The sequence below is a fragment of the Aeromonas sp. sif2416 genome (assembly GCF_019218665.1).
Taxonomy (GTDB): Bacteria; Pseudomonadota; Gammaproteobacteria; order Enterobacterales; family Aeromonadaceae; genus Aeromonas; species Aeromonas encheleia.
Map to the genome: position 1 here is coordinate 465,150 of NZ_JAHUXC010000001.1, position 23,553 is coordinate 488,702.

A 23,553-nucleotide genomic window follows, 5' to 3' on the forward strand; every position below is an offset into this window, starting at 1 on the left:
GGCTAATGCCCTGAACAGACCGGGCAGTCGGGGCGCTTGGGCAGCTTCATCTCGCGAAAGCCGCCACTGAGACCGTCGATCATCAGCAACCGCCCGCTGTAGCTCTTGCCCATGCCGGCGAGCAGCTTGATGGCCTCCAGCGCCTGCAGGCTGCCCACCAGACCGACCATGGGCGCCAGCACCCCCGCCTCGACACAAGTCAGCGACTGCTCGCCAAACAGCGAGCTGAGGCAGGCGTAGCAGGGCTCGCCCGCCTGCCAGCTGAAGCTGACAATTTGCCCCTCCAGCCGGATGGCGGCGCCGGACACCAGCGGCACGCCGTGTTGGCGGGCGCGCTGGTTGAGCAGGTTGCGGATGGCGACGTTGTCGGTGCAGTCGAGCACCAGCTGGTGACTCGGCAGCAGGGCATCGAGCAGCGCCTCGTCGGCCAGGACGGCGTGGGTCTCGACCCTGAGCCAGGGGTTGAGGGTGCGCAGCGTCTCGGCCGCCGAGTCCACCTTGTACTGGCCGATGCGGCCATCATGGTGCAGCACCTGGCGCTGCAGGTTGGAGAGCTCCACCCTGTCGAAATCCACCAGGGTCAGCTGGCCGACTCCGGCCACCCCCAGATACTGGGCGGCGGCGCAGCCCAGGCCACCGGCGCCGATCACCAGCACCTTGGCCTGCTTGAGCGCCTCCTGCCCCTCGAAGTCGAAGGCCTTGAGGACTATCTGGCGGTTGTAGCGCAGCAGCTCGGCATCGCTGAGGATCTCGCTCACAGCAGCAATCCCGAGAAGGGCTCGACGGTGACGGTTTCGCCCGCCGCCACCTTGCCGCGTTCTTGCTCCAGCACTATGTAGCAGTTGGCCCGGGACAGGGAGCTGAACACGCCGGAGTCCTGGGAGCCGGTGCTGCGCACCTCCAGGCCGTTTGGCCCCTGGGTCAATATGCCGCGCTGGAAATCCAGGCGCCCCGGGGACTTCTTCAGGGGTTCGGTGACGGTGGCGGCGAGGCGCAGCGGCGCGGCCAGGGTTTGGCCGGCCAGCCTGGCCAGCGCCGGCTTGACCAGCTGATCGAAGGTGACCATGGCGGAGACCGGGTTGCCCGGCAGGCCGAAGAACCAGGCGTTCGGCAGGCGGCCGAAGGCGAAAGGCTTGCCCGGCTTGATGGCGAGCTTCCAGAAGCCGATCTCGCCGAGCTCCTCCAGCAGTTGCTTGGTGAAATCCGCCTCGCCGACCGAGACGCCGCCGGTGGTGATGAGGGCATCGGCCTCACGGTCTGCCTCGAGGAAGGCGGCGCGTAGCTGGGCCGGGTCGTCCGGAATGATGCCAAGATCCAGGCACTCGCAGCCCAGGCGTGCCAGCATGGCCTTGACGCCGTAGCGGTTGGAGTCGTAGATGTCGCCGTGGGCGAGCGGGGTGCCCACCGGTTTGAGCTCATCGCCGGTGCTGAAGATGGCGACCTTGAGCGGGTGACGGACCCTGACGCTGGCGATGCCGAGCGACGCCAGCAGCGGCAGCTCGCGCGGGCTGAGGCGAAGGCCCACCGCCAGCACCCGGGCGCCCTCGGCCAGGTCTTCGCCGCGGCGACGGATGTTCTGGCCGGGCCTCGGCTGAGTGAGGAAGCGCACCAGTTCGCCTTCGACTTGCGCCTCCTCCTGCATGACGACCGCCTCGGTGCCCTCGGGGACCGGTGCCCCCGTCATGATGCGGATGCAGTGGCCGGCGGGCCAGTCTCCCTGATAGGGCTGGCCGGCGAAGGCCTTGCCCGCCACGGCCAGCGGCGCGCCGGCGGCGAGATCGGCCAGCCGCACGGCGTAACCGTCCATGGCGGAGTTATCGAACGGCGGCACCGACAGGGGGGAGACGATCTCCTCGGCCAGTATCCGATCCAGCGCCTCTGGCAACGGCAGTTGCTCGCTGTCGCAGCAGCAGGCGAGTTGGTCCAGCATCCCTTGCAGGGCATCGCTCAAGGGGAGGAGTGCGCCGGTATCGAATCCCATCATCATTACCTCTTTGGTGTGGTAGAGGGCGGATTATCCCAAAAAAAGCCCCTCATGGGCAGGCTGTCGCGGGGGTAAAAGCGGGCGGATTGGCATAAAGTCAGGTGTCGGGCTTGAGTTAGTCCGAATTATGACAATAATCGCCCAGTACGATTGCGCCACCGCAGCATTGCTGGCGGCCATCACAGTCCCTGAGCACGGGAGAGGAAGATGATGACGAACTTAAGTCAGGAAGCCCTGTTGGTCAGGGCAGCCCTCGAGGCCCAGGGCCTGGAGACACCGCTGGTGGCCAATGAATTGAACGGCCAGCAGAAGAAGGAAAAAATCGAAGGCCACATGCGCGCCATCATGGAGACGCTGGGGCTGGATCTGCGCGACGACAGTCTGGCCGAGACGCCGCACCGCATCGCCAAGATGTACGTGAACGAGATCTTCTCCGGCCTCGACTACGCCACCTTCCCCAAGGTGACGGTGATCGAGAACAAGATGAAGGTGGACGAGATGATCATGGTGCGGGACATCAGCCTCACCAGCACCTGCGAGCACCACTTCGTCACCATCGACGGGCTGGCCCACGTGGCCTACATCCCCCGTGGCAAGGTGATCGGGCTCTCCAAGATCAACCGCATCGTCCAGTTCTTCGCGCGCCGTCCCCAGGTGCAGGAGCGGCTCACCCAGCAGATCCTGCTGGCGCTGCAGACCCTGCTCGGCACCAGGGATGTGGCCATCAGCATCAAGGCGACCCACTTCTGCGTGAAGGCGCGCGGGGTGATGGATTCCACCTCCCATACCACCACCACCTCCCTCGGTGGCGTCTTCAAGACCCAGCCGGACACCCGCGCCGAGTTTCTGGGCGGCCTGAAAGGCTGATCACAGGGGGCGGGTCGACGCGACCTGCCCCCGCCGTTTGCTCCCCCTTTTTATTTCTTCCCTTCGTCCTTCCGAACTTTCGTCATAAAAGTGCTAAAGGCATGCCCGATCAGGCCGATACAGCTCACCATGCCGATTGACGGCCTGTTTGACACCCGACCCCGTCAGGCCGGCCAGGCTTGGCGATCAGAGTCGACAAGCGCGGCTCACCGGTAAGCTCGCCCCGTTCGTGCCGGCACGGAGGGGCCTGATCTACTGCTATGGATGGCAGGTATCGTGATTTGTGCCACAGGCACAGCGCAGAGGATGCCACTCGTTCACCCATATGCAGGACACGCCATGAACACCATGACGATAGGTAAGAAACTCACCGCCGGCTTCGCCGTGCTCGGCCTGATGATGGCCTTCATCGGCGGCTTCTCGCTGCTGGAGTTCAGCAAGATGAACCGGGCCGCCATCGGCTTCACCGACAGCATACTGCCCGCCGTGGTGCGCACCAGTGCTCTGGGTGAGACCATCAATGCCCTGCGCCGCTACGAGCTGGATGTGTTCCTGGTGGCGGACGATCCCCAGCAGAAGGCCCATTACCGCGATGCCAGCGAGCAGAGCCTGAGAGAGGTCGGACAGCAGATAGCGGCCCACGATGCCAGCATCTGGGCGACAGATGTGGAGGAGCGCCGTAGCTTCGACATCGTCAAGGCGGGCTGGGACAAGTACGTCGCCCTGCATCAGCGTATCCGGCAGATGCAGGACAGCGGCCAGATGGCCGAGGCCCAGCGCCTCTTCATGTCCGAGGGGGTCAACCTCTACACCACCCTGTCCAAGTCGGTGGCGGATCTCATTCGCATCAACCATGGCTACTCCGTCAACTCCCGCGCCGAGGTGGTGGAGGCCTATGACGATGCCAAGCTGAGCGTCGTCATCACGCTGCTGCTGGGGCTGGGGCTGGTGGCGGTGCTCTCCACCGTGCTGACCCGCCAGATCCGGGATCCCCTGGTGATGCTGGCCCGTCAGGCCCAGCGCATCGCCGGCGGCGAGCTCGGCAGGGGTGAGCTGCAGGAGTGGATCCGCAACGACCGCTTCAAGCGGGATGAACTGGGCCAGCTCGGCTCGGCCATCGATCGCATGCAGGGGTCGCTGGCCGAGCTGGTGAGCGAGATCTCGGGCTCGGTGAGCCAGCTCAGCAGCGCGGTGGAGGAGGTGAGTGCCATCTCCGAGCAGTCCGCCAAGGGCATGGCCAGCCAGCAGGGGGAGGTGTCCCAGGTCGCCACCGCCATGAACGAGATGCAGTCCACCGTCCTCGAGGTTGCCCGCAACACCACGGACGCCATGAGCGCCGCCAAGGCGGCCTCCCACACCTCGGGCGAAGGCCACAAGGTGGTGGGGCGTGCCATCGGCAGCATCGAGCTGGTGTCGCAGCAGATCGAGCAGGCCGGCGGCGTGGTGCAGCAGCTGGAGCAGGACAGCGCCAACATCAGCATGGTGCTGGACGTTATTCGCGGCATCGCCGAGCAGACCAACCTGCTGGCGCTCAACGCGGCCATCGAGGCGGCCCGGGCGGGCGAGCAGGGCCGCGGCTTTGCCGTGGTGGCAGACGAGGTCCGCTCCCTGGCCCAGCGCACCCAGAACTCCACCGCCGAGATCAGCAAGATGATCGAGGTGTTGCAGGGCCGCACCGCCGAGGCGGGCAGTGCCATGCAACTGAGCCGTCAGCAGATGCAGAGCAGCGTCGATCTGGCGCGGGAGGCGGGCAACAGCATCGACAGCATCAACGGCGCCGTCACCCAGATCTCCGACATGAACACCCTGATCGCCACCGCGACCGAGGAGCAGAACGCGGTGACCGAGGAGCTCAACCGCAGCATAGTCAACATCCACAATGCCGCCGACGAGAACGCGTTGGGGGCCCAGCAGACCGCCCAGGCCTGCGTCGAGCTGAGCAAGCTGGCGACCTCCCTGCACCACATGACCCAACGCTTCACGCTCTGAGTCCGTTAAGGTGCCGATAACAACAAGGCCCCGCCAATTGGCGGGGCCTTGTTTTTTGGGGCCGGCGGCCTAAGCCCCCGCCTGTTTCGTGCTAGCCATCAGCTCAAACCGACTATCTCGCCCTGCTCGTCGATATCGATGTGGCTGTGGTGGGGCAGGCTGCCGGGATCGCCATCAGCTCAGGCCGACTATCTCGCCATCCTCGTCGATGTCGATGTGACGATAGGCCGGCAGGCTGCCGAGGCCCGGCATGGTCATGATGGGGCCCGCCAGGGCATAGACGAAGCCGGCGCCGGCGCACAGCCTCACCTCCTCGATGGGTACCTCGAAATCGGTGGGCACCCCCTTGAGGGCCGGATCGTGGCTCAGGGAGAGCGGGGTCTTGGCCACGCAGACGGGCAGGTGATCCCAGCCCGCCGCCGACAGGGCCGCCAGCTGCCTGCGCGCCTTGTCCGAGAGGATGACGCCGCGGCCGCCATAGCCGCACTCCACCAGGGTGGCGAGCTTGGCGCTGAGGCTCATTTCGTCGGGGTAGAGCAGCTGGATGTCGCTTGGCAGCTCACAGGCGGCGACCACGGCGCGGGCCAGTTCGCTGGCCCCGGCGCCGCCCTGGGTGAAGGCATGCGAGAGGGCGACGCTAGCGGCGCCAGCCCGGGTCGCCTCGGCCAGCAACAGATCCAGCTCGGCCTGGCTGTCGCTGGGGAAGCGGTTGACCGCCACCACCACGGGCACCCCATAGCGGCGAGCGTTGGCGATGTGCCAGGAGAGGTTGGCGCAGCCCTGGCGCAGGGTCGGCAGGTCTTCGCTCGCCAGGCTGGCGGGCAGCGGCTGGCCGGGGCGAATGTCGAGCAAGCCGCTGTTGGCCTTGAGGCCGCGCACAGTGGCTACCAGCACCACGCAGGCGGGGGCTGTGCCGGATTGGCGGTACTTGATGTTGAAGAACTTCTCCAGCCCCATGTCGGAGCCAAAGCCGGCCTCGGTCACCACGTAGTCGGTCAGGGCGAGGGCGATGCGATCGGCGATGACCGAGGAGTTGCCGTGGGCTATGTTGGCGAAGGGGCCGGCGTGCACCAGCACCGGGGTCTGCTCCGTGGTCTGCATCAGGGTCGGTTGCAGCGCGTCTTTGAGCAGCACCGTCATGGCGCCGGCCACCTCCAGCTGCTCGGTGGTGATGGGTTGACCCTTCATGTCGAGGGCCAGCTGGATGCGGCCGATGCGGGCCCGCAAGTCTTGCAGATCGGTGGCCAGCGCCAGTATGGCCATCAGCTCGGAGGCGGCGGTGATGACGAAGCGATCGGCACGCTCCACCCCATCGCTCGGGCCGCCCTGACCGACGCTGAGGTGGCGCAGGGCGCGATCGTTCATGTCCAGGGTGCGCGGCCAGAGGATGTTGGCGGGATCGATGTCGAGGCGCGCCAGGCCGGTCCTGGTGGTGAACTGCTCGCCGAGCTTGTCTTCGTGGAACAGGCGGGCATCCAGCGCGGCGGCGGCCAGGTTGTGGGCGGCGGCGAGGGCGTGGAAATCGCCGGTCAGGTGCAGGTTCATCTCCTCCATCGGCACCACCTGGGCGTGACCGCCGCCGGCGGCGCCTCCCTTGACCCCGAACACCGGGCCCAGGCTCGGCTGGCGTATGGTGGCGATGCTGGCCTGGCCTATGTGGTTGAGCCCCATGGAGAGGCCCAGGGTGGTGACCGTCTTGCCCTCGCCGAGCGGGGTGGGGGTGATGGCGCTCACCAGCACCAGCTTGCCCGGCCGTTTGGCCGGCGCGGCAGGCTGCTCGAGCAGCGCGAGACTCAGCTTGCCCTTGTGGTGGCCATAGGGGTAGAGCAGATGGGACGGGATGGCGAGGCGCTTGGCCAGCTCTTGGATCGAAAGACGGGGGGACTGGCGGGAGATCTCGATATCGCTTAGCATCAGCACCTCGTTGGCATGTCAGGTCAAATATGCGGCGCAGTCTAGTGGAATCAACAGGGTTATCCAATGAGTAATAACATTTTGTCCGGCAGTCGTGAGCTGCATCTAACTCCTATCCTGCTGGATCTCAATGCGCTCTACCATCCGCCCAAGCGGCCACTCACCGCGCTTGGCATCGTCAGCTCCTTCATCCCGCTGTTTGGCTACGGCTGGCAGGCGATGACCCAGGATCCCGAGACCCACTTTCGCCACGAGATCGGCAAGCGCATCAACAAGCACAAGACCGACGAGGCCAACCTCATCCTGATCCTGCAGCTGGCGGCCATGCTCGACTGCTACTGCCTGCACATCAGCCTGCCCTATGTGCCGAGCGATGAGCAGCTTGCCACCCTGCACCGGCGCCTGCCGCGCTGGCAGTTGACGCTGAGCGGGCAACTGCTGGTGGCCGAGCTGCCGGTGCCCGCCACCGATCCGCAAGCCCCCGGCACCCAGCCCTGATCGCGGGCCTCGCGCTTCCCATCATGGGGGTTGAGGCCGTGCTGTCACACACATCCAGTCAAACCCCGCCTCAGGCCTCGCGATCCCAGTAGTGGGGGGCGAGGTAGCGCTCCTGCACGAATTCGATGAAGCAGCGCACCTTGGCCGAGACGAAGCGGCGGTGCGGATAGAGTGCATAGAGGCCGACCTGGCCCTTGTCCCATTCCGGCAGCAGTGAGACCAGCTCCCCCGAGCGCAGCGCATCCCCGACGATGAAGGTGGGCTGCAGTATGATGCCCTGGTGATCGCAGGCGGCCCGGGTCAGCGCCACCCCGTTGTTGGCCCGCAGCGGCCCCTGCGGGCGCACGCTCAGCTGCTCCCCCTTGCGTTTGAACACCCAGTCCGGCTGGGTCAGGGTGTAGATGAGGCAGTCGTGCTGTTTGAGATCCTCCGGCTGGCTCGGGGTGCCGCGGCGCGCCAGATAGGCGGGACTGGCGCACACCTCCAGCCGCATCATGGCGAGCGGCTTGGCGACCAGGGAGGAGTCAGGCAGGTTGCCGATGCGCAGCGCCAGATCGAAGCCCTCCTCCACCAGCGCCACCCGCCGATCGCTGTATTCGATCTCCAGCTTCAGGTCGGGAAAACGCTCGCGAAACAGCGGCAGGGCGGGGGAGAGGTGCAGGTAGCCAAAATCCATCGGCACCGACAGCTTGAGGGTGCCCTGGGGCTGCTGGTTGTTGCGGGTGAGCTGGCTGTGGGTCTCCTCCAGCTCGGCCAACAGCGCCTGGGAGCGCTGGTAGTAGAACTGGCCCGCCTCGGTCGGGTTGACCTGACGGGTGGTGCGTGACAGCAGCCGGGTCGACAGGGACTCTTCGAGCTGCTGCATCAGCTTGGAGGTCATGGCGACCGAGATGCCGAGCTGGTGGGCGGCCTTGGTAAAACTCTGACACTCCACCACCTTGATGAAGGTGCGCATGGCGGCTATCTGGTCCATATTCCACTCTCAGTTGATAATTATTTTAATAAATCGATGATTATCTATTGCTACTGGGAGGTTAGCATTTCGAGTATCGATGTGAACCCCCTAACGAAGGAACGAACCGAATGAAAATGACCAAGGCCCTGCTGGCTTCCTGCCTGTTTATGGCGGCCCCCCTGATGGCGGCCGATTATGATGTCGACGCGGCGCACACCACAGTCCAGTTCAAGGTGGGCCACCTCGGCTTCTCCGAGCTGGTCGGTCGGTTCAACACCTTCAGCGGTACCTTCAGCATGGACGAGGCCAACCCGGCCGCGGCCAAGGCGAGCTTCGAGATCGATGCTGCCAGCGTGGACTCCAACCACGAGCCCCGTGACAAGCACCTGCGCAGCCCGGACTTCCTGGACGTGAAGCAGTACCCCAAGATGACCTTCGTCAGCAGCGGCTATGAAGGCAGCAAGGACAAGGGCGTGCTCAAGGGCTCACTGACCCTGCACGGCGTCACCAAGGAAGTGGCCTTCGACATGGTCCACATCGGCGAAGGCAAGGATCCCTGGGGCGGCTACCGCAGCGGCTTTAACGCCACCACCACCATCAAGCGCAGCGACTTTGGCGTGAGCTACATGCTGCCCGGCATTCCGGACGAGATGAGCATCAACCTGTTCGTCGAAGGCGTGCGCAAGTAATGGGCGCAGCACTCCTGCTACAAACCCTGGCGGCTCCTTTGGGGGCCGCTTTGCTGTCATGGCGCTGGCCACGGCTGGGCTATCTGTGGGGGGCACTGGCCCTCTGGCTGGTGGGCTCCCTGCTGGGGGGCGCCTACGGCCTGCCCGCCAAGGCGTGGCAATGGCTGCCGCTGTGCCTGCTGGTGCCCGCCATCGTGGCCCAGCTGGCCGACAAGCGTGCCGCCCTGGCGCTGTTTGCGGTGCTCGCCGCCCTGGTGTGGTGGCAGGGGCTGGCCTCGGTGCTTGGCACCGAGCCGCGGATCTGGCTGGCCCTGCTGCCCGCCATCACTTGGTTCGCCTGGACCGGGTGGCGCGATGACAGCCGGGAAGGGCTCGGCTTCGCGCTCGGCTTCATCTGGCTGGCCCTGGTCATCGGCATCGATGGCAGCCTGCTGATCGCCCAGCTGGCGGGAGCCCTCGCCGCCTTCGCCGGCTTGCGCGCCCTGCTCGCTGCCCTGACCGGCGCCCAGCAGTCGCCTGGCGCGCTGGCGCTCGCCCTGGCCTTCGTGCAGATACTCGCCTGGCAGTATGTGGAGGTGCCGCTGCTGGTGCTGCTGCCGGTCTGGCTGCTGCCGCTGCTGGAGTGGGCCCTGGGCAAGCAGCCCTGGCTGACGCGCTGGGGCCTGTTGATCCTGGTGGCGGGGATCGGCGCCGGTCTGAGTCTGTGGTGGGTGTGGCCAGAAGCATCACTTTATTAATTTCTGCATGAAAAACATGCTATTACATCATTATTTGATGAGTCAGTCATAGTCTGCACAGATAAAGATTGAGCGCCATGGTGGTTTCAGATAAAAAGGATTTTCAATTATCTGGACACACACAGAACCCGGCTATGCCGGGTTCTGTTTGCCTGCTTGTTTGCGGCGCGCTAAGGAGGCCACAGTTGCGCAGTCAAGGATCTGAGCATCTGTTTTTTCGCCATTTCACCGAGCAGGGACGCCTCGAAGGCCTCTGTATCCTGCTGGTCACCCATTTGCTCCCCGATCGACCCCATTTCATCCAGACCCTCGATCAGATAGGGCGGATCGGTGCCATCTTGCCAAAACCCAAGTCAGTTCACGGACCGACCCTGATCTGGGCCCAGCAGCACTACCCGGTGTTGCCCCTCAACCGCCACTGGACCAACGATCCCGAGGGGGTGATCGAGCAGATCGCCCCCCTGGTCCGCGCCCACGAGCGGCTCATCATCCTGGACATAGGCGGTTACTTTGCCAGGACCCAGGCGATCTTGAGCGAGCACTTTGGGGCGCGCTTCCTCGGGGTGGTGGAGATGACCGAGAACGGCCACCAGCGCTACGAACTGGAGGCGCTGGCCGCCCCCGTCATCTCGGTGGCGCGCAGCCCGCTCAAGCAGGCCGAGGACATCCAGATCGGCTTGAGCGTGGTCTACTCCGCCGAGTCCCTGGCCCGCACCCTCAATCGCACCTTCAATGTCTGCCAGGCCGCCCTGTTCGGCTACGGCAAGGTGGGGCGCAGCATCGCCCGCGAGCTCAGGTGCCGCAACCTGCATCTCGAGCTGGTGGAGACGGATGCGCTGCGCCAGGTGGAGGCGCTCTCCCATGGCTTCAAGCTGGTGGGCAAGGCCGAGGCGCTCAAGCGGGCCGAGCTGGTGATCTGCTCCACCGGCAACGGCTCGCTGGATCTCGCGGATCTGCAGGCGCTGCGCCCCGGCGCCATGCTGGCCTCGGTCACCTCCGCCGATGACGAGTTCGCGTTCTGCCTCTCCCTTCTGCCCTGGCCGAGCGAGGAGGTGTGCCCCCATGTGCTGGCACTGACCCGACCGGATGGCAGCATCATTTTCCTGCTCAACCACGGCGAGGCGATCAACTTCGTGCACGGCGCCGTCATCGGCGAATACGTCTATCTGGTGCTGGCGGAGATCATCGAGGGGGTGCGTCAGCTGGCCCGCCAGGAGACGCTGCCCGGGCTGTTCGATCTGCCCCAGACCACCATGAGCACCATAGCCCGCCACTGGCTGGCGGATTTTCACGGCGTCGTGCAATGAGCGCCATCCCGGATGCCGGGCGGCGCATGCGCGCTTCCCATCCTCAGCAGGCCAATTTTGACGGAGTCACCCCATGACAGAAATGGCACAACCCAGCCTCAAGCCTCGCATAGAGATCCGCTACTGCACCCTCTGCCGCTGGATGCTGCGCGCCGCCTGGCTGGCCCAGGAGCTGCTCTCCACCTTCGACAGCGACCTGGGGGAGGTGGCACTGGTGCCCGCCAGCAAGGGGGAGTTCAGGATCCTGGTGAACGGTGTCCAGGTGTGGGACAGGGTCGCCGATGAGGGCTTCCCCGAGGCCAAGGAGATCAAGCAGCGGGTGCGCGACCTCATCGCCCCGGAGCGGGATCTGGGCCACGTGGATCGCAAGCCGGCCGGTGAATGAACCGCGGTGACCGAATTGCAGCAGACTGAATAGCAGAAGGGAGGCACTGGCCTCCCTTCTGCTTGTTGACGTCAACGCGGCGCTCATCTGCGGCCGGCGATCCCCTCGACAGCCGCCGCGCGAGCGCCCCCCCCCTCAATCCCGGTAGGCGGCCGTCAGTCGCACCAGCTCCACCAGGGTGGCGACCGCTTTCTCCATGGATTGCAGCGGGATGAACTCGTGCTTGCCGTGGAAGTTGTGGCCGCCGGTGAACAGGTTGGGGCAGGGCAGCCCCATGAAGGAGAGGCGGGCGCCGTCGGTGCCGCCGCGGATCGGCCTGATCTTGGGGGTCACGTCGGCGGCGAGCATGGCGGCCTTGGCCAGCTCGACGATGTGCATGTGCGGCTCGATCTGGCTGCGCATGTTGCGATAGCTGTCGGTCAGGGTCAGCTCGATGCGCGCCTTGGAGGCGTCCAGCTGCAGGGAGGCGACCCGCTCCTTGAGCTGGGCCTTGCGGGCGGCGAAGGCGTCGTCATCGAAGTCGCGGATGATGTAGTGCAGCTCGGTCTCTTCTACAGTGCCGCGCATCTGTGCCAGGTGGAAGAAGCCCTCATAGCCCTCGGTGCACTCCGGGGTCTGCTCGGGGGGCATGGCGGCATGGAAGCGGGCGGCCAGGGTCTGGCTGTTGATCATGCCGCCCTTGGCGGTGCCGGGGTGCACGTTGTTGCCGATGAAGCGCACCGTGGCGCTGGCGGCGTTGAAGTTCTCGTACTCCAGCTCCCCCAGCTCGCCGCCGTCGACGGTATAGGCCCAGCGCGCCGGGAAACGGTCGAGGGGGAACAGGTTGGCGCCGCGGCCTATCTCCTCGTCCGGGGTGAAGCCAAGCCAGAGGTCGCCACGGGGGATCTCGGGGTTGGCCTGCAGCTGGGCGACGGCGCTGAGGATCTCGGCGATGCCGGCCTTGTCATCGGCCCCCAGCAGGGTGGTGCCGTCTGTGGTGATGAGATCCTGGCCCAGGTAGTTCTTCAGGCAGCGATACTGGCGGATGGCCAGCACCTCGTCTCCCTTGCCGAGGCAGATGTCTCCCCCCCGATAGTTTTCGATGATCTGGGGCACGACCTGCTCGGCCTCGTAATCGGCGGTGTCCATATGGGCAATCAAGCCGATGGCGGGCGCATCCGGCTGGTTGCCCGGCAGGCAGGCGGTGAGGTAGCCATTGTCATCCAGCGTGACCTGGCTGAGGCCAAGCTGTGTCATCTCATCGCGCAGGGCGCGGGCGAAGATCAGCTGACCCTCAGTGCTGGGACAGGCGGGATTGCACGCATCGGAGCGGGTATGAAAAGTCAGGTAACGCAGAAAACGCTCAAGCAGGGTATCCATGGGCAGGCCTCAGACCGATTAGGGAGGCACCATTGTGAGCAATCTGGTCGGATCGCTTATTGCGTCAGCGCAGTTTTTGACGCACTTTTTGCAGAAGATCGCGCAAGATACCCGTTCGGTGGTGCTATGGTCGGCATCTCGGCTACTTATTGAATAATAATTCTAAATTAAAGCGTGGTTAATCACTTGTAAAGGGGCCTGATGCCGGCTCGGCCCTGTAGTGGCAAGGCATGGGGGAAAATGGCCTGTTCACCTGTTATTTCCAGGGGTAATAGGGAGGGAGGCGATCCCTTGCCATCCCAGTGCCAGCCTTGTTGGCAGCAAGATTTGATCGACTTATTAAAACCAGTTTTTGAACACTATTTTTTATTGTCACCGTCGGCGGTAAGTGTGTACACTCCGCGCCGATCCGAGGGTAACCCTGATGCAGGCAGAGCCGCCAGACACCGGAAGATCTTACGCCTATAGGGCGAGGCACGCAGAAACGACAGACACTGCTAGGGTATGGTTTCTTTAATACCGGTTAGGCTCCGGTATCAGGGAGAACAACAGACTCTCATCCACCTTCTGACCGAGTGAGCCAACGGCTCATCATCTTCCCTTGTCATGGGCGGTCACTGGTGTTGAGCGGGCTGTGGTGGTTGTCGTCTATCAACACGTTCGCGTGCTGACGCCTTCGCTTCCCTTCCTTGAAACCTCCCTTGTCGTCGTGATGGCTGCCGAATGATGAACAGATGGCGTGGCTGATGCTGTCTGTCATCAAAGTACCGCGGCGCCGCCATAGGGTGGTACCGCATACCGTTGAGCTTGATGTAAAGCCACCAGCCCCACATCAAGACTCGTTACTTCCCAAAATCCACCAGGCAGCCTTAAGGCTTGCCGTGATGTGCGCACAGAGGGTCTGGCAGCGCTGGAAGCTAACCGCCCAAGGCAGGTTGCTTTCAAGCTTCCAGCAGGCAAGCCTTGGCTTGCCACTGTGTGCAATAGATGGTCTGGATGTGATTGAGGGTAACGAAGGCGGCCTACTGGCCGCTCATTTGCGAGGCATAGCCCATGACTAACTGGTCCAGCAAGGACTCCTTGAAGGTCTACAACGTTCCCTACTGGGGTGCGGGTTTTTTCAATATCAATGACGCCGGTCATGTGACCGTCGCTCCCGACAAGTCACGCCCTGACGCGCATATCGTCATCTCCGATGCCATCGAACAGTTGCGCCAGTCCGGGCTGACCACCCCCGTGTTGCTGCGTTTCCCCGACATCCTCAAGAGCCGGGTCGATGCGCTGTTCAACGCCTTCGGTCAGGCCATCGAGAAGTCAGGCTATGAAGGGGATTACCTCTGTGTTTACCCGATCAAGGTAAACCAGCAGCGTCGCGTCATCGAGACCATCAGCCAGTCCTACAGCGACAAGCCGCGGCTTGGGCTGGAAGCGGGCTCCAAACCGGAGCTGTTGGCCGTGCTGTCCCATCACCATGAGCAAGGCTCGGTGATCGTCTGCAACGGTTACAAGGACCGCGAATACATCCGCCACGCCCTCCTGGGCAACCTGATGGGCCACAAGGTCTACATAGTGGTGGAGAAGCCCTCCGAGCTGGAAATGGTGCTGGACGAGTCAGCTCGCCTCAACATCAAGCCCAACATCGGGGTGCGTGCCAAGCTCGCCTCCACCGGCTCCGGCATGTGGGAATCGAGCGGCGGCTCCATGTCCAAATTTGGCCTCTCCGCCTCCCAGATCCTGGCGCTGGTCGAGCGCCTGCGCAGCCTGGGCAAGCTCGATTGCCTGCAACTGCTGCACTTCCACCTCGGCTCCCAGATCGCCAACATCCGTGACATTCAGGGCGGTATCCGCGAGTGCGGCCGCTTCTATTCCGAGTTGCGTCGCTTAGGGGTGCCCATCGACGTGGTCGACGTCGGTGGTGGTTTGGGTGTGGACTATGAGGGCACCCGCTCCCAGAGCCACTGCTCCGCCAACTACAGCCTGTCCGAGTACGCCAACAACGTGGTGTGGGGCATCGGCGATGTGTGCCGCGAGTTTGACCTGCCGCACCCGACCATCATCAGCGAGTCCGGCCGTGCCCTGACCGCTCACCACGCCGTGCTGGTCACCAATCTGATTGGTGCCGAAGGGGTGGAGATGAGCGACATCAGCGCGCCGGATGAAGACGCCCCCACCATTCTGCAGAACATGTGGAAAGGCTGGCTGGACCTGCGCAGCGAAGATCCCTCCCTGCTGGAGATCTTCCACGACTCGGTGGCTGATCTGGGCGATGTGAACACCCAGTACACCATGGGCCTGCTCAACCTGGAGCAACGTGCCTGGGCCGAGATGCTGCACCAGAACACCTGTCTGGCGCTCAAAGAGCTGCTCAACCCGGTCAACCGCAACCACCGCGCGCTGGCCGACGAGCTCTCCGAGAAACTGGCCGACAAGTGCTTCGCCAACTTCTCCCTGTTCCAGTCCCTGCCGGATGCCTGGGGTATAGGTCAGGTGTTCCCGGTGATGCCGCTGACGGGGCTCGAGCGTCCGCTCACCCGCCGTGGCATCCTGATGGACATCACCTGCGACTCCGATGGTCAGGTCGAACACTATGTCGACGGTCTGGGGGTCGAGAGCACGCTGCCGATGCCGGAGTACGCCGAGAACGAAGTGTGCCACGTCGGCTTCTTCCTGGTCGGTGCCTACCAGGAGATCCTGGGGGATCTGCACAACCTGTTCGGTGACACTCACTGCGCGGAAGTGTGGCTCGACGAGGAAGGCAAGATGGACATTCGCAACGTGGTGCGCGGCGACACCGTCGACCAGCTGCTGCGTTACGTCAACATAGACCCGTCCGTCATTCGCGAGAACTACCAGCGCATCGTCTCCCACCCGGCGCTGGACGACGCGACCCGCAAGGCCCTGCTCGACGAGCTGGAGCTGGGTCTGCAAGGCTACGCCTATCTGGAAGACGAATAAGCCTCTGGCTTGTTCCCCGCACAGCGGGAATAAAAAACGGCGCCTTTGGGCGCCGTTTTTGTTTCGTATTTAGCGGGAAAAAAGCTGCCATATAAAATCATGACGCCAACATTGACTCATCCCACGTTAGCCAAGCGTGGCCGGTAATCATATTCGTCTTTGTTTCTATCTTGCCTGAATGCGTGCTGAAGTAGCACCAGCGCTACACCCATCATCCCACCAAGCATAGTGGCCAAGACAACGATCAGCGGGCGTTTAGGTTTGTCTCTCGTTAACGGTTGGCTAGGGGTATCCAGATAAGAGAATGGACGAAACTCCAGCTTATTAAGATTAATGTTTTTTAGCCTGTTAAGCTGTACATTCAACTCCATGATCTCCGGCATATACCCTTCAGGCTTTAGTGACTTAAGGATGGCCAATTTTTTAGCTAACCCATCTCTGCCGAGGGTAATAGGGAAGCGATCACCATAGCTGAAATTTTCCAATGGCTTATTCACCCCGGCAGCATTGGCAATGCTCATGCTGTAATCAATGTTCTCAATCTCTCTCGCCAGCTTGCGCTGTGCATCTTCAGTTTTCATCTTTATTCTTAGCTGGAGAGTGCTGAGCTGGCTATTTCTATTATTCTCCAGGATGTTGAGTAACTCTTGGCTTTGTAATGAAATGATGTAGTTTATATATCCCGTCAGCAGTGATAATGCATCCTCTTTTTTAAAGAAAGAAAAGGAAAGGCGTATGCCTGGTTGCTCACCTTTTTTATCTGCAGGTTCGACCGTCATCCACTCTGACCACTTTCTTAACAGACGCTGTTGTGCCAAAGAATCTAAATCATTTTCTACAATATACTCTTTAAATTGAGAGGTGCCTTGTAGATAGTTACTGATATTGTTGTAAGACTTAAACTCTAATAAAAAATCATTATAGATAGCTTTGTTATTCTTAGCACCGGCTAACCCTTGTATGTTAAGGGTGGTTCTTAATCGATCAAGTTCCAGAGTATCTCGTTGCTTAGGTTGATATATGGTTGCATTAACCGTCCACTGTTCGGGAGCGGTCATGGCATATAATAATCCGATGCAGCCAAAGATGAAACTCGCGAGAAGAATGCGGTACTTTTTCTTCCACAATAAAATCATCAGTTCAATAATGTCTATTTCATCATTGAGTGGTTTTCTATTCACGCCATAATTGATGCCATTGTTATTTTTGTCGTCCATGGTTCAGCCGGTCAAGATTTGTCGTAGGTTCGCTTTTATACTGCATTTTTTATTTTCTTTCATCCGCTTATTTATTACTTTTAGATGAAAAGAATAGATGGCATCGGTCTTTGTGTTTCGGTTTGTTTATTTAGTGTTTATTTAGTGTTTATTTAGTGTTTATTTAGTGTTTATTTAGTGTTTATTTAGTGTTTATTTAGTGTTTATTTAATATTTTTTCTTCGGGCTGTTTTGATGGGTAGTTGTGTTCTTGGTGTGAGTTTGTGTAATGGCGCCCCATTTATAAAGACTGACGCAGCAATCTGTACTCTCTTTCTGGGAATGCACAGTCATCCGAGTTGTTGGATGACGGATACCGGCCATTCTCTTGTTGTTAATGCCTTCTTTTACGGCCCAACAGAGACTTGCCAATCACCACCAGAAGGCTGAAGACGGCATAGATGGCGTTGGACTGGGCATACTCCTCCGCCACATAGGTGAAGTTGGATCTGTACTTCTCCACCGCCTCTGCCGGGGTGTTGGCGTAGATGAAATCGTCCTCCACCTCGAAGCCCTGGGCCAGCAGCGCGTTCCTCTCCAGGGTAAAGGTGGGGGAGTCGGCATCGAGATAGGTATAACTCTGCCGGTTGGATGCCGGTATGGTGAGAAACTGGTACTTCGCCATGGGCTGCCTCATTTGAATGGCTCGATCCGCTCGCCCCTCCTTATCACGCCGCTGCTGTTATGGAGAAGGTCAATAAAGGTTCGTACGGGTCTTTTGATGGTCCAGCCTAACCAGACGGCCGAGGCGGCGCAATGACCATCTGGGTTGCCACTGGCGGGGATGGGTTCCGGTATGGGTCATCGTCTCTGTTATCATCCCGACCAGCCTCTTTCCCCTCTCTTTGACCTCACAGGAGAACCCATGTCTCGCATCATCTATCTGCTGCGCCACGGCCAGACCCGTTACAACGCCGAGCAGCGGCTACAGGGGCGCTGCAACTCCGAGCTGACCGCCAAGGGGGAGGCGCAGGCCATCGCCATGGGGGCCCGTCTGCGCGAACAGTTGAGCGACCCCGCCAGCTGGACTGTCTATGCCAGCCCCCTCGGCCGTGCCCGACAGACGGCGCAGCTGGTGTGCCAGCAGCTTGGGCTCGACGGCGAGCACATCGTCTGGGACGACCGGCTGGTAGAGCTGGGCATGGGGGAGTGGGAGAGTTGCCGGGTGCCGGATCTGCTGGAAGATCATCCCGAACTCGATATCAGCAAGCCGGACTGGTATCTGCAGGCCCCCGCCGGGGAGGACTTTCACAGCATCCAGCGCCGGGCCCAGGGCTGGCTGATGGATCCCGCCACTGCCGAGCGTGCCATCGTCATCTCCCACGGCCTGCTCGGCGCCACCCTGCGCGGCCTGTATGCCGATCTCGACTACGCCGCCACCTGGCGGCAAGACCTGCCACAGGATGCCTTCTTCAGGCTCAGCGGCGGCCGGATCGAGCGCATCCAGTGCTAAGCCCCGATGAGCCTTCCCCCGTGGGTGAGACCCTTTGGCATGTGGAGCGTTGGGTTACTCCGGGATGAGCCGCGCAATCTTGTGGTAAAGCGCGGCCTTTAACGCGAGCTGATGGGCGCCATAGTGTAAGGCTCGGTGGCAATTGGGGCAGAGCGCCACCGTGTTGCCGACGGTATCAGAGCCACCATCGGCCAAGGTGCGCAGGTGATGCACTTCCAAGAAGGGCTCACCGGTGGCGGTGATGAAGGGCGCCTCCTGGTCACAAGACTCGCACCTGCCGGCGGCCACTCTGATCACCCAGCCCTTCACCTGCGGGTCACGGTCATAGCTTCCCGTGGTGGCATAGCGCGCCTTCGGCTCCTGGATACCCGCGGGCATCTTAGGTGCGGGCTTTGCCTTATAGCGAATGACCTCCTGTTCGAATGCGGCGTCTCCCCGGTAGGCTTGGCCGCCGAGTTGGCAGAGTAGTCGCTCTATGATGGGGGCGTTATGGGGGCCGACATTCTTGGCGGGTTTTAAGCCGGTGACCCAAGGGCGGCCCAGCAAGGAGCAGATATAGGAGATGTTCTGCATCCGGTATTCGAACGACTTCTGAGTGCGTCCAAAACGGTTAGCGAGGCTCGCGTAATAGTGCGTCTTAACGAAGGGCGTACCCTCCAGCTCTTTCGAGCGCATCTCCAGATAAGCCACGACCGTTGCTGCTAACTCTTCTTCCGTCCAATGCGCGTGCAAGACCCACCCCTCTCATTCGAACTCCAATGCCGATGAACTCATCGCCCTATCCGTTTCGATAAGGCAAGCTGGGTGTCATCCGGATGCCTTATGCAGGCCATCATCTTAATCCAAACGGCACCTATCTTCAGCGGACGTGGGGTGATAACGTGCGCGCCATAGATAAATTTATATAAATAAATCAGTAGGCTACTATTGGTGTTGCCCAATTTTTGCACAGGAGTCTGACAAGGACCTGGCAATAGGATCACAGGGAGGTGATGGTGGACCCGATCTCTTATCTTTTTTCGGCCTATCTCAATCTGGTGCAACAGCAGGTATCGGATCACTACGGCAACGAGGCCAAGGCGCTGGTGGTGCAGTATGAGGGGGAGCAGGTGCCCTTCGCCTTCCAGTTCTGGCAGATCAAATCGAACAGCGTTTGCCGCTCTTATGAGCAGGATGTGCGCCGTTTCAGCCAGTGCACCCTCAAGGCGACGGCCCTGTTCGGCAAGCTGTGTGACGAGCTGTCCCGTCAGGATGACAGCAGTTGGCAACTGCCCAAGTTTCGAACCATGTACTGCGCGGCCGCCCTCAATTATCGCCCCATGATCGCCGAGATTGGCGATGCCAAGCAGGATCCAGCCCGCCTGGCGGAGCGTGCCTGCAATCAGGCCATTCTGGCCGCCATGGGCAGCGACGATGAGGCCCTACTGGCTCAGCGCGACAACAGCTGCGCTCAGCACCAGTGAGATAAAGTTCTGGATAAAGAGTTACTTGGGAGCAATTCCTTGCGTGCCATGGCACAGTTTCCCGCGATGGCGCCAGTTATGATGGATGCTGGATATTGTGGCAAGGGGGGAGAATCATGATCAGCCATATCGACCATCTGGTATTGACGGTCAGCGACATAGATCGCTCGGTCGCGTTTTACAGCGGTGCATTCAAGATGGAGCCCATCAGCTTCGGGGCGGGGCGACGGGCGCTGCGCTTCGGCAACCAGAAGATCAACCTGCAACTGCTTGGGCAGGAGCCGCGCAATCGGGCCTGTGTCGGCTCTGGGGATCTCTGCCTCATCACCCGCTGGCCCCTGGATCTGGTCATGGCCCAGCTCGCCAGTCACGGGGTCGAGATAGTGGAGGGGCCCGTCACCAGGAGCGGAGCCTGCGGGCCCATAGAGTCGGTCTATTGCCTGGATCCGGACCAGAACCTTATCGAGATCAGTTGCTACCTCTGAGCCGAGGTGCGGCGCCCTGAATGACAGGGAGCGGCCAAGGCGTAAACAACACGGCAGCCCTGGGGCTGCCGTGTTGTGTTTGGGGGCTTGAGGCATCGGCCCTAAGCCATTCCCCGCAGTATTAGCAGACTCCCTGCGCCAGCATGGCATCGGCCACCTTGACGAAGCCGGCGATGTTGGCGCCGCTCTCGTAGTTCACATGGCCCTTCTCGTCCTGGCCGTAGCGCACGCAGGTGGCGTGGATGCTGGTCATGATCCCCTTGAGACGGGCATCCACCTCTTCCCGGCTCCAGCCGAGGCGCTGGGCGTTCTGGCTCATCTCGAGCCCGGAGGTGGCGACGCCCCCCGCGTTGGCGGCCTTGCCCGGCGCAAACAGCACACGGGCCTGGTGGAAGGCCTGGATGGCGGCGGCGCTGCTCGGCATGTTGGCCCCCTCGGCCACCAGCAGCACACCGCCCGCGATGAGCGCCGCGGCATCCTCTGCATCCAGCTCGTTCTGGGTGGCGCAGGGCAGGGCGATCTGGGTCGGCAGGTGCCAGGGGGTGCGGCCGGTGAAGAACTCCAGCCCCAGCTCATGGGCGTAATCCGCGACCCGCTTGCGCTGCTCGTTCTTGAGCTCCATCAGGCGAGCCAGCTTGTCGGGGGTGAAACCGTCCGGATCATAGACGGTGCCACCGGAGTCGGAGGCGGTGATGACCCGGGCGCCGAGCGCCATCGCCTTCTCGATGGCGTATTGCGCCACGTTGCCCGAGCCCGACACCGACACCGTCATGCCGGCCAGGGACTGGCCACGGTGGGCCAGGGTGGCCTCGACGAAGTAGAGCAGGCCGTAGCCGGTGGCCTCCGGGCGGATCAGGCTGCCGCCAAAGGAGAGCCCCTTGCCGGTGAAGACGCACTCGGCGCTGTTGGTGAGCTTCTTCATCATGCCCGCCATGTAGCTCACCTCGCGCCCACCCACGCCGATGTCACCGGCCGGCACGTCGGTATTGGCCCCCAGGTGGCGATAGAGCTCCAGCATCAGCGCCTGGCAGAAGCGCATCACCTCGCCCTCGCTCTTGCCCTTGGGATCGAAATCGCTGCCACCCTTGCCGCCACCCATGGGCAGGGTGGTGAGGGCGTTCTTGAAGGTCTGCTCGAAGGCCAGGAATTTGAGCACCGAGAGATCCACCGAGGGGTGGAAGCGCATGCCGCCCTTGAAGGGACCTATGGCCGAACTGTGCTGGATGCGGTAGCCGCGGTTCACCCGCACCTGGCCCCGATCATCCACCCAGCTGACGCGAAACTGAATGAGTCGCTCCGGCTCCACCAGTCGCTCCAGCAGGCCGTGTTGCAGGTAACGGGGGTGGCGCTCGATGAAAGGCCAGATGGAGGCAACCACCTCGCTCACCGCCTGAATGAACTCCGGCTGATGGGCATTGCGCTGGGCCACCTGGTCGAGAAACGCCGCCTGGGAGAGGGAATGACTCATCTGTAACTCCTGTAGTGAAAGATCATATTGGCGTCATGCCAGAGAAGGGTTCATGGCCCGCATTCAGATTTATGTTCGAGTTAGAAAGTGAATACGGATAAAAATTTGTTAAACAGCGACGACTGCCGACAATCACGAGCTGGCGCCCGTCATGGCCGAAACAGGTATAATAATTTGCGCCGCTGAAAATCTTTTTATGCATTTTTGTTAAATAAATAGCAAGTGATAGTTCTCTCTTTCCGGTCTGGATCGCCAGCCAGTCTCTCGGCAGGTTTCGGTCGGCGCCCTTACTTGTGTCACCACCCGGCTTGGGGCTGGGTTTGGCCCGCGTGGGGATCAAGGCGCGCCGAGCGGCAGGGGCAAAAATGGCTTGGCGAACAGGGATGGATGGGGCCGACGGCGACGGCCTGAGGCGGCCGGGCGCAACTATCCGGCGTATGGCGCGGGGCAATATGCTACTGTAGCGGCGTTTTTTTGGTGAATGCGCAGGCTTTGCCCTTTTTGAAGATGCTTTTTGCAGATGGAATGGTATGCAGACTAACCCGACGATGATGTGGCTGACCCAGCCGACGACCCTCTTCAACCCAATACTCTGGCAGGTGACCCATGCTGGCTGATGAATCCATGCGCCTTAACAAGTACATCAGCGAGAGCGGCATCTGCTCGCGCCGTGAGGCCGATCGCTTCATCGAGCAGGGCCAGGTCTTCATCAACGGCAAGCGGGCCGGGATAGGGGATCAGGTGTTCGCCGGGGATCTGGTCAAGGTCAACGGTCAGGTGATCGAGGCGCGGGAGGCCGACAGCCTGGTGTTCATCGTGCTCAACAAGCCGGTGGGCATAGTCTCCACCACGGAGGCGGGGGAGAAGGACAACATAGTCGACTTCGTCAACCACAGCACCCGCATCTTCCCCATAGGCCGGCTCGACAAGGACTCCCAGGGGCTGATCTTCCTGACCAACCACGGCGATCTGGTCAACAAGATCCTGCGGGCGGGCAACGATCACGAGAAAGAGTACCTGGTGACCGTCGACAAGCCGGTGACCGACGAATTCATCCGGGGCATGGGCGCCGGGGTGCCTATCCTCGGCGCCGTCACCAAGAAGTGCAAGGTGAAGAGAGAGGCGCCCTTCGTGTTCCGCATCACCCTGGTGCAGGGGCTGAACCGCCAGATCCGCCGCATGTGCGAGCACTTCGGCTTCGAGGTCACCAAGCTCGAGCGTGTTCGCATCATGAACGTCAGCCTCAAGGGGCTGCCGGTGGGGGAGTGGCGGGATCTCACCGACGACGAGTTGATCGAGCTGTTCAAGCTGATCGAGGACTCCTCCTCCGAGGTGAAGCCGGCCAAGGGGGAGAAACCCAAGGCGGCCGGCGCTCAGGGCGCCAAGGCCCAAGCGGGTCAGAATGGCAAACCGGCGCCGGGCAAGAAACCGCGCCGGGATGATGATCACGAGATAGGCGGGCGTCCCAATGTGCCGGGCCCGGCTGCATTCGAGAACAAGGGCCCCGCCAAGGGGGCTGCGGGCAAGGCGCCTGGCAAGGGAGCCCCCGGCAAGGGCGGCAAAGCCGCCGCGGCCAAGCCGCGCGCCAACCAGGCGGGGCGGCAGAAGAAGGGGCGCTAACAGGCCCCGCTGACGCGTGCCAGCCCAGCTTGCACTCCCCAATACACCGGCCCCAGGCCGGTGTATTGCTTTGGGCTGGCAGGGGGGCCGGGGAGTCAGTTTCGGCCGCGACGGGCAGGCGCCTCACCCGAGCGTAGTGGCGGAGGGAATGGAGGCGCAGCACTCGCCA

General features: G+C 62.0%; 22 protein-coding genes. 12 read left to right on the forward strand and 10 right to left on the reverse strand.

Translation table 11 applies throughout. The annotated features are described in order from the left end of the window. Nucleotides 1-2 precede the first annotated feature (2 nt). Together moeB and moeA are read right to left on the reverse strand one after the other, a co-directional pair. The gene (moeB, locus tag KW821_RS02100) at nucleotides 3-758 is read right to left on the reverse strand and encodes a molybdopterin-synthase adenylyltransferase MoeB (protein WP_218290199.1); all 756 of its coding nucleotides are present in this window, start codon (nucleotides 756-758) and stop codon (nucleotides 3-5) included. After that, complete coding sequence (gene moeA / locus KW821_RS02105; protein ID WP_305729933.1) at nucleotides 755-1,981, reverse strand: molybdopterin molybdotransferase MoeA; 1,227 nt, start codon at nucleotides 1,979-1,981, stop codon at nucleotides 755-757. The genes moeB and moeA overlap by 4 nt, the downstream gene beginning before the upstream one ends. Nucleotides 1,982-2,194: 213 nt before the next feature. Between moeA and folE the strand changes: the two genes are divergently transcribed. Together folE and KW821_RS02115 are read left to right on the forward strand one after the other, a co-directional pair. Further along, nucleotides 2,195-2,851 carry a GTP cyclohydrolase I FolE gene (gene folE, locus KW821_RS02110; protein WP_218290431.1) on the forward strand — a complete coding sequence of 219 codons (657 nt, stop codon included), beginning with the start codon at nucleotides 2,195-2,197 and terminating at the stop codon, nucleotides 2,849-2,851. A gap of 339 nt (nucleotides 2,852-3,190) precedes the next feature. Further along, nucleotides 3,191-4,840, forward strand: a complete 1,650-nt coding sequence (locus tag KW821_RS02115; RefSeq protein ID WP_218290203.1) for a methyl-accepting chemotaxis protein — start codon at nucleotides 3,191-3,193, stop codon at nucleotides 4,838-4,840. 174 nt (nucleotides 4,841-5,014) lie between these two features. Here KW821_RS02115 and KW821_RS02120 read toward each other — a convergent pair whose 3' ends face one another. Beyond that, nucleotides 5,015-6,754, reverse strand: a complete 1,740-nt coding sequence (locus tag KW821_RS02120) for a formate--tetrahydrofolate ligase (RefSeq protein ID WP_218290205.1) — start codon at nucleotides 6,752-6,754, stop codon at nucleotides 5,015-5,017. 66 nt (nucleotides 6,755-6,820) lie between these two features. On the opposite strand from KW821_RS02120, the gene KW821_RS02125 reads away from it, so the two are divergent. Next, nucleotides 6,821-7,252: a hypothetical protein gene (locus tag KW821_RS02125; RefSeq protein ID WP_218290207.1), complete on the forward strand. Its 432-nt coding sequence runs from the start codon at nucleotides 6,821-6,823 to the stop codon at nucleotides 7,250-7,252. A 70-nt stretch (nucleotides 7,253-7,322) separates the two neighbouring features. On the opposite strand, the gene KW821_RS02130 is transcribed toward KW821_RS02125, so the two are convergent. Next, on the reverse strand, nucleotides 7,323-8,225 hold the full coding sequence (locus KW821_RS02130; RefSeq protein ID WP_042651427.1) for a LysR family transcriptional regulator: 903 nt from the start codon (nucleotides 8,223-8,225) through the stop codon (nucleotides 7,323-7,325). A gap of 110 nt (nucleotides 8,226-8,335) precedes the next feature. Here KW821_RS02130 and KW821_RS02135 point away from each other — a divergent pair, with 110 nt between their 5' ends. From KW821_RS02135 to KW821_RS02150, 4 genes are all read left to right on the forward strand, one after another. Beyond that, complete coding sequence (locus KW821_RS02135) at nucleotides 8,336-8,896, forward strand: YceI family protein (RefSeq protein ID WP_042651428.1); 561 nt, start codon at nucleotides 8,336-8,338, stop codon at nucleotides 8,894-8,896. Next, nucleotides 8,896-9,633 carry a hypothetical protein gene (locus tag KW821_RS02140; protein WP_218290208.1) on the forward strand — a complete coding sequence of 246 codons (738 nt, stop codon included), beginning with the start codon at nucleotides 8,896-8,898 and terminating at the stop codon, nucleotides 9,631-9,633. The genes KW821_RS02135 and KW821_RS02140 overlap by 1 nt, the downstream gene beginning before the upstream one ends. A 185-nt stretch (nucleotides 9,634-9,818) precedes the next feature. Continuing rightward, on the forward strand, nucleotides 9,819-10,940 hold the full coding sequence (locus KW821_RS02145; protein ID WP_218290210.1) for an adenosylhomocysteinase: 1,122 nt from the start codon (nucleotides 9,819-9,821) through the stop codon (nucleotides 10,938-10,940). An 82-nt stretch (nucleotides 10,941-11,022) separates the two neighbouring features. Further along, entirely contained in the window at nucleotides 11,023-11,325 is a 303-nt protein-coding gene (locus KW821_RS02150; RefSeq protein ID WP_371317591.1) for a SelT/SelW/SelH family protein, read from the forward strand. A gap of 135 nt (nucleotides 11,326-11,460) precedes the next feature. On the opposite strand, the gene pepT is transcribed toward KW821_RS02150, so the two are convergent. Further along, complete coding sequence (gene pepT / locus KW821_RS02155) at nucleotides 11,461-12,684, reverse strand: peptidase T (RefSeq protein ID WP_218290214.1); 1,224 nt, start codon at nucleotides 12,682-12,684, stop codon at nucleotides 11,461-11,463. A gap of 1,053 nt (nucleotides 12,685-13,737) precedes the next feature. Here pepT and speA point away from each other — a divergent pair. Beyond that, complete coding sequence (speA, locus tag KW821_RS02160; protein ID WP_042651433.1) at nucleotides 13,738-15,639, forward strand: biosynthetic arginine decarboxylase; 1,902 nt, start codon at nucleotides 13,738-13,740, stop codon at nucleotides 15,637-15,639. 116 nt (nucleotides 15,640-15,755) lie between these two features. On the opposite strand, the gene KW821_RS02165 is transcribed toward speA, so the two are convergent. Together KW821_RS02165 and KW821_RS02170 are read right to left on the reverse strand one after the other, a co-directional pair. Beyond that, on the reverse strand, nucleotides 15,756-16,856 hold the full coding sequence (locus KW821_RS02165; protein WP_218290216.1) for an LPS O-antigen chain length determinant protein WzzB: 1,101 nt from the start codon (nucleotides 16,854-16,856) through the stop codon (nucleotides 15,756-15,758). Nucleotides 16,857-17,229: 373 nt separating this feature from the next. Further along, nucleotides 17,230-17,520: a hypothetical protein gene (locus KW821_RS02170; RefSeq protein WP_042651435.1), complete on the reverse strand. Its 291-nt coding sequence runs from the start codon at nucleotides 17,518-17,520 to the stop codon at nucleotides 17,230-17,232. Nucleotides 17,521-17,760: 240 nt separating this feature from the next. Between KW821_RS02170 and KW821_RS02175 the strand changes: the two genes are divergently transcribed. Then, nucleotides 17,761-18,348, forward strand: a complete 588-nt coding sequence (locus KW821_RS02175) for a histidine phosphatase family protein (RefSeq protein WP_218290218.1) — start codon at nucleotides 17,761-17,763, stop codon at nucleotides 18,346-18,348. Between the two features lie 54 nt (nucleotides 18,349-18,402). Here KW821_RS02175 and KW821_RS02180 read toward each other — a convergent pair whose 3' ends face one another. After that, nucleotides 18,403-19,080 (reverse strand): HNH endonuclease signature motif containing protein, encoded by a 678-nt coding sequence (locus KW821_RS02180; RefSeq protein ID WP_256353268.1) that lies wholly within the window; start codon nucleotides 19,078-19,080, stop codon nucleotides 18,403-18,405. Between the two features lie 263 nt (nucleotides 19,081-19,343). Between KW821_RS02180 and KW821_RS02185 the strand changes: the two genes are divergently transcribed. Then, complete coding sequence (locus tag KW821_RS02185) at nucleotides 19,344-19,811, forward strand: hypothetical protein (protein WP_218290220.1); 468 nt, start codon at nucleotides 19,344-19,346, stop codon at nucleotides 19,809-19,811. A gap of 116 nt (nucleotides 19,812-19,927) precedes the next feature. Continuing rightward, nucleotides 19,928-20,296 (forward strand): VOC family protein, encoded by a 369-nt coding sequence (locus KW821_RS02190; RefSeq protein WP_218290222.1) that lies wholly within the window; start codon nucleotides 19,928-19,930, stop codon nucleotides 20,294-20,296. Nucleotides 20,297-20,417: 121 nt separating this feature from the next. Here KW821_RS02190 and gdhA read toward each other — a convergent pair whose 3' ends face one another. Together gdhA and KW821_RS02200 are read right to left on the reverse strand one after the other, a co-directional pair. Continuing rightward, nucleotides 20,418-21,764, reverse strand: coding sequence for an NADP-specific glutamate dehydrogenase (gene gdhA / locus KW821_RS02195; RefSeq protein WP_218290224.1), 1,347 nt, complete (start codon nucleotides 21,762-21,764; stop codon nucleotides 20,418-20,420). A gap of 22 nt (nucleotides 21,765-21,786) precedes the next feature. Next, nucleotides 21,787-22,347 carry a hypothetical protein gene (locus KW821_RS02200; protein WP_218290226.1) on the reverse strand — a complete coding sequence of 187 codons (561 nt, stop codon included), beginning with the start codon at nucleotides 22,345-22,347 and terminating at the stop codon, nucleotides 21,787-21,789. A 23-nt stretch (nucleotides 22,348-22,370) separates the two neighbouring features. Between KW821_RS02200 and rluF the strand changes: the two genes are divergently transcribed. Next, entirely contained in the window at nucleotides 22,371-23,384 is a 1,014-nt protein-coding gene (gene rluF / locus KW821_RS02205; RefSeq protein ID WP_218290228.1) for a 23S rRNA pseudouridine(2604) synthase RluF, read from the forward strand. The last annotated feature ends 169 nt before the right edge of the window (nucleotides 23,385-23,553 follow it).

What these genes read in the sequence shown, in the direction of transcription:
- moeA (WP_305729933.1), bottom strand. Translation starts at nt 1,981, where the DNA reads ATGGGATTCGATACCGGCGCACTCCTCCCCTTGAGCGATGCCCTGCAA.
- folE (WP_218290431.1), top strand. Translation starts at nt 2,195, where the DNA reads ATGACGAACTTAAGTCAGGAAGCCCTGTTGGTCAGGGCAGCCCTCGAG.
- KW821_RS02115 (WP_218290203.1), top strand. Translation starts at nt 3,191, where the DNA reads ATGAACACCATGACGATAGGTAAGAAACTCACCGCCGGCTTCGCCGTG.
- KW821_RS02120 (WP_218290205.1), bottom strand. Translation starts at nt 6,754, where the DNA reads ATGCTAAGCGATATCGAGATCTCCCGCCAGTCCCCCCGTCTTTCGATC.
- KW821_RS02125 (WP_218290207.1), top strand. Translation starts at nt 6,821, where the DNA reads ATGAGTAATAACATTTTGTCCGGCAGTCGTGAGCTGCATCTAACTCCT.
- KW821_RS02130 (WP_042651427.1), bottom strand. Translation starts at nt 8,225, where the DNA reads ATGGACCAGATAGCCGCCATGCGCACCTTCATCAAGGTGGTGGAGTGT.
- KW821_RS02135 (WP_042651428.1), top strand. Translation starts at nt 8,336, where the DNA reads ATGAAAATGACCAAGGCCCTGCTGGCTTCCTGCCTGTTTATGGCGGCC.
- KW821_RS02140 (WP_218290208.1), top strand. Translation starts at nt 8,896, where the DNA reads ATGGGCGCAGCACTCCTGCTACAAACCCTGGCGGCTCCTTTGGGGGCC.
- KW821_RS02150 (WP_371317591.1), top strand. Translation starts at nt 11,023, where the DNA reads ATGGCACAACCCAGCCTCAAGCCTCGCATAGAGATCCGCTACTGCACC.
- pepT (WP_218290214.1), bottom strand. Translation starts at nt 12,684, where the DNA reads ATGGATACCCTGCTTGAGCGTTTTCTGCGTTACCTGACTTTTCATACC.
- speA (WP_042651433.1), top strand. Translation starts at nt 13,738, where the DNA reads ATGACTAACTGGTCCAGCAAGGACTCCTTGAAGGTCTACAACGTTCCC.
- KW821_RS02165 (WP_218290216.1), bottom strand. Translation starts at nt 16,856, where the DNA reads ATGGACGACAAAAATAACAATGGCATCAATTATGGCGTGAATAGAAAA.
- KW821_RS02170 (WP_042651435.1), bottom strand. Translation starts at nt 17,520, where the DNA reads ATGGCGAAGTACCAGTTTCTCACCATACCGGCATCCAACCGGCAGAGT.
- KW821_RS02175 (WP_218290218.1), top strand. Translation starts at nt 17,761, where the DNA reads ATGTCTCGCATCATCTATCTGCTGCGCCACGGCCAGACCCGTTACAAC.
- KW821_RS02190 (WP_218290222.1), top strand. Translation starts at nt 19,928, where the DNA reads ATGATCAGCCATATCGACCATCTGGTATTGACGGTCAGCGACATAGAT.
- gdhA (WP_218290224.1), bottom strand. Translation starts at nt 21,764, where the DNA reads ATGAGTCATTCCCTCTCCCAGGCGGCGTTTCTCGACCAGGTGGCCCAG.
- rluF (WP_218290228.1), top strand. Translation starts at nt 22,371, where the DNA reads ATGCTGGCTGATGAATCCATGCGCCTTAACAAGTACATCAGCGAGAGC.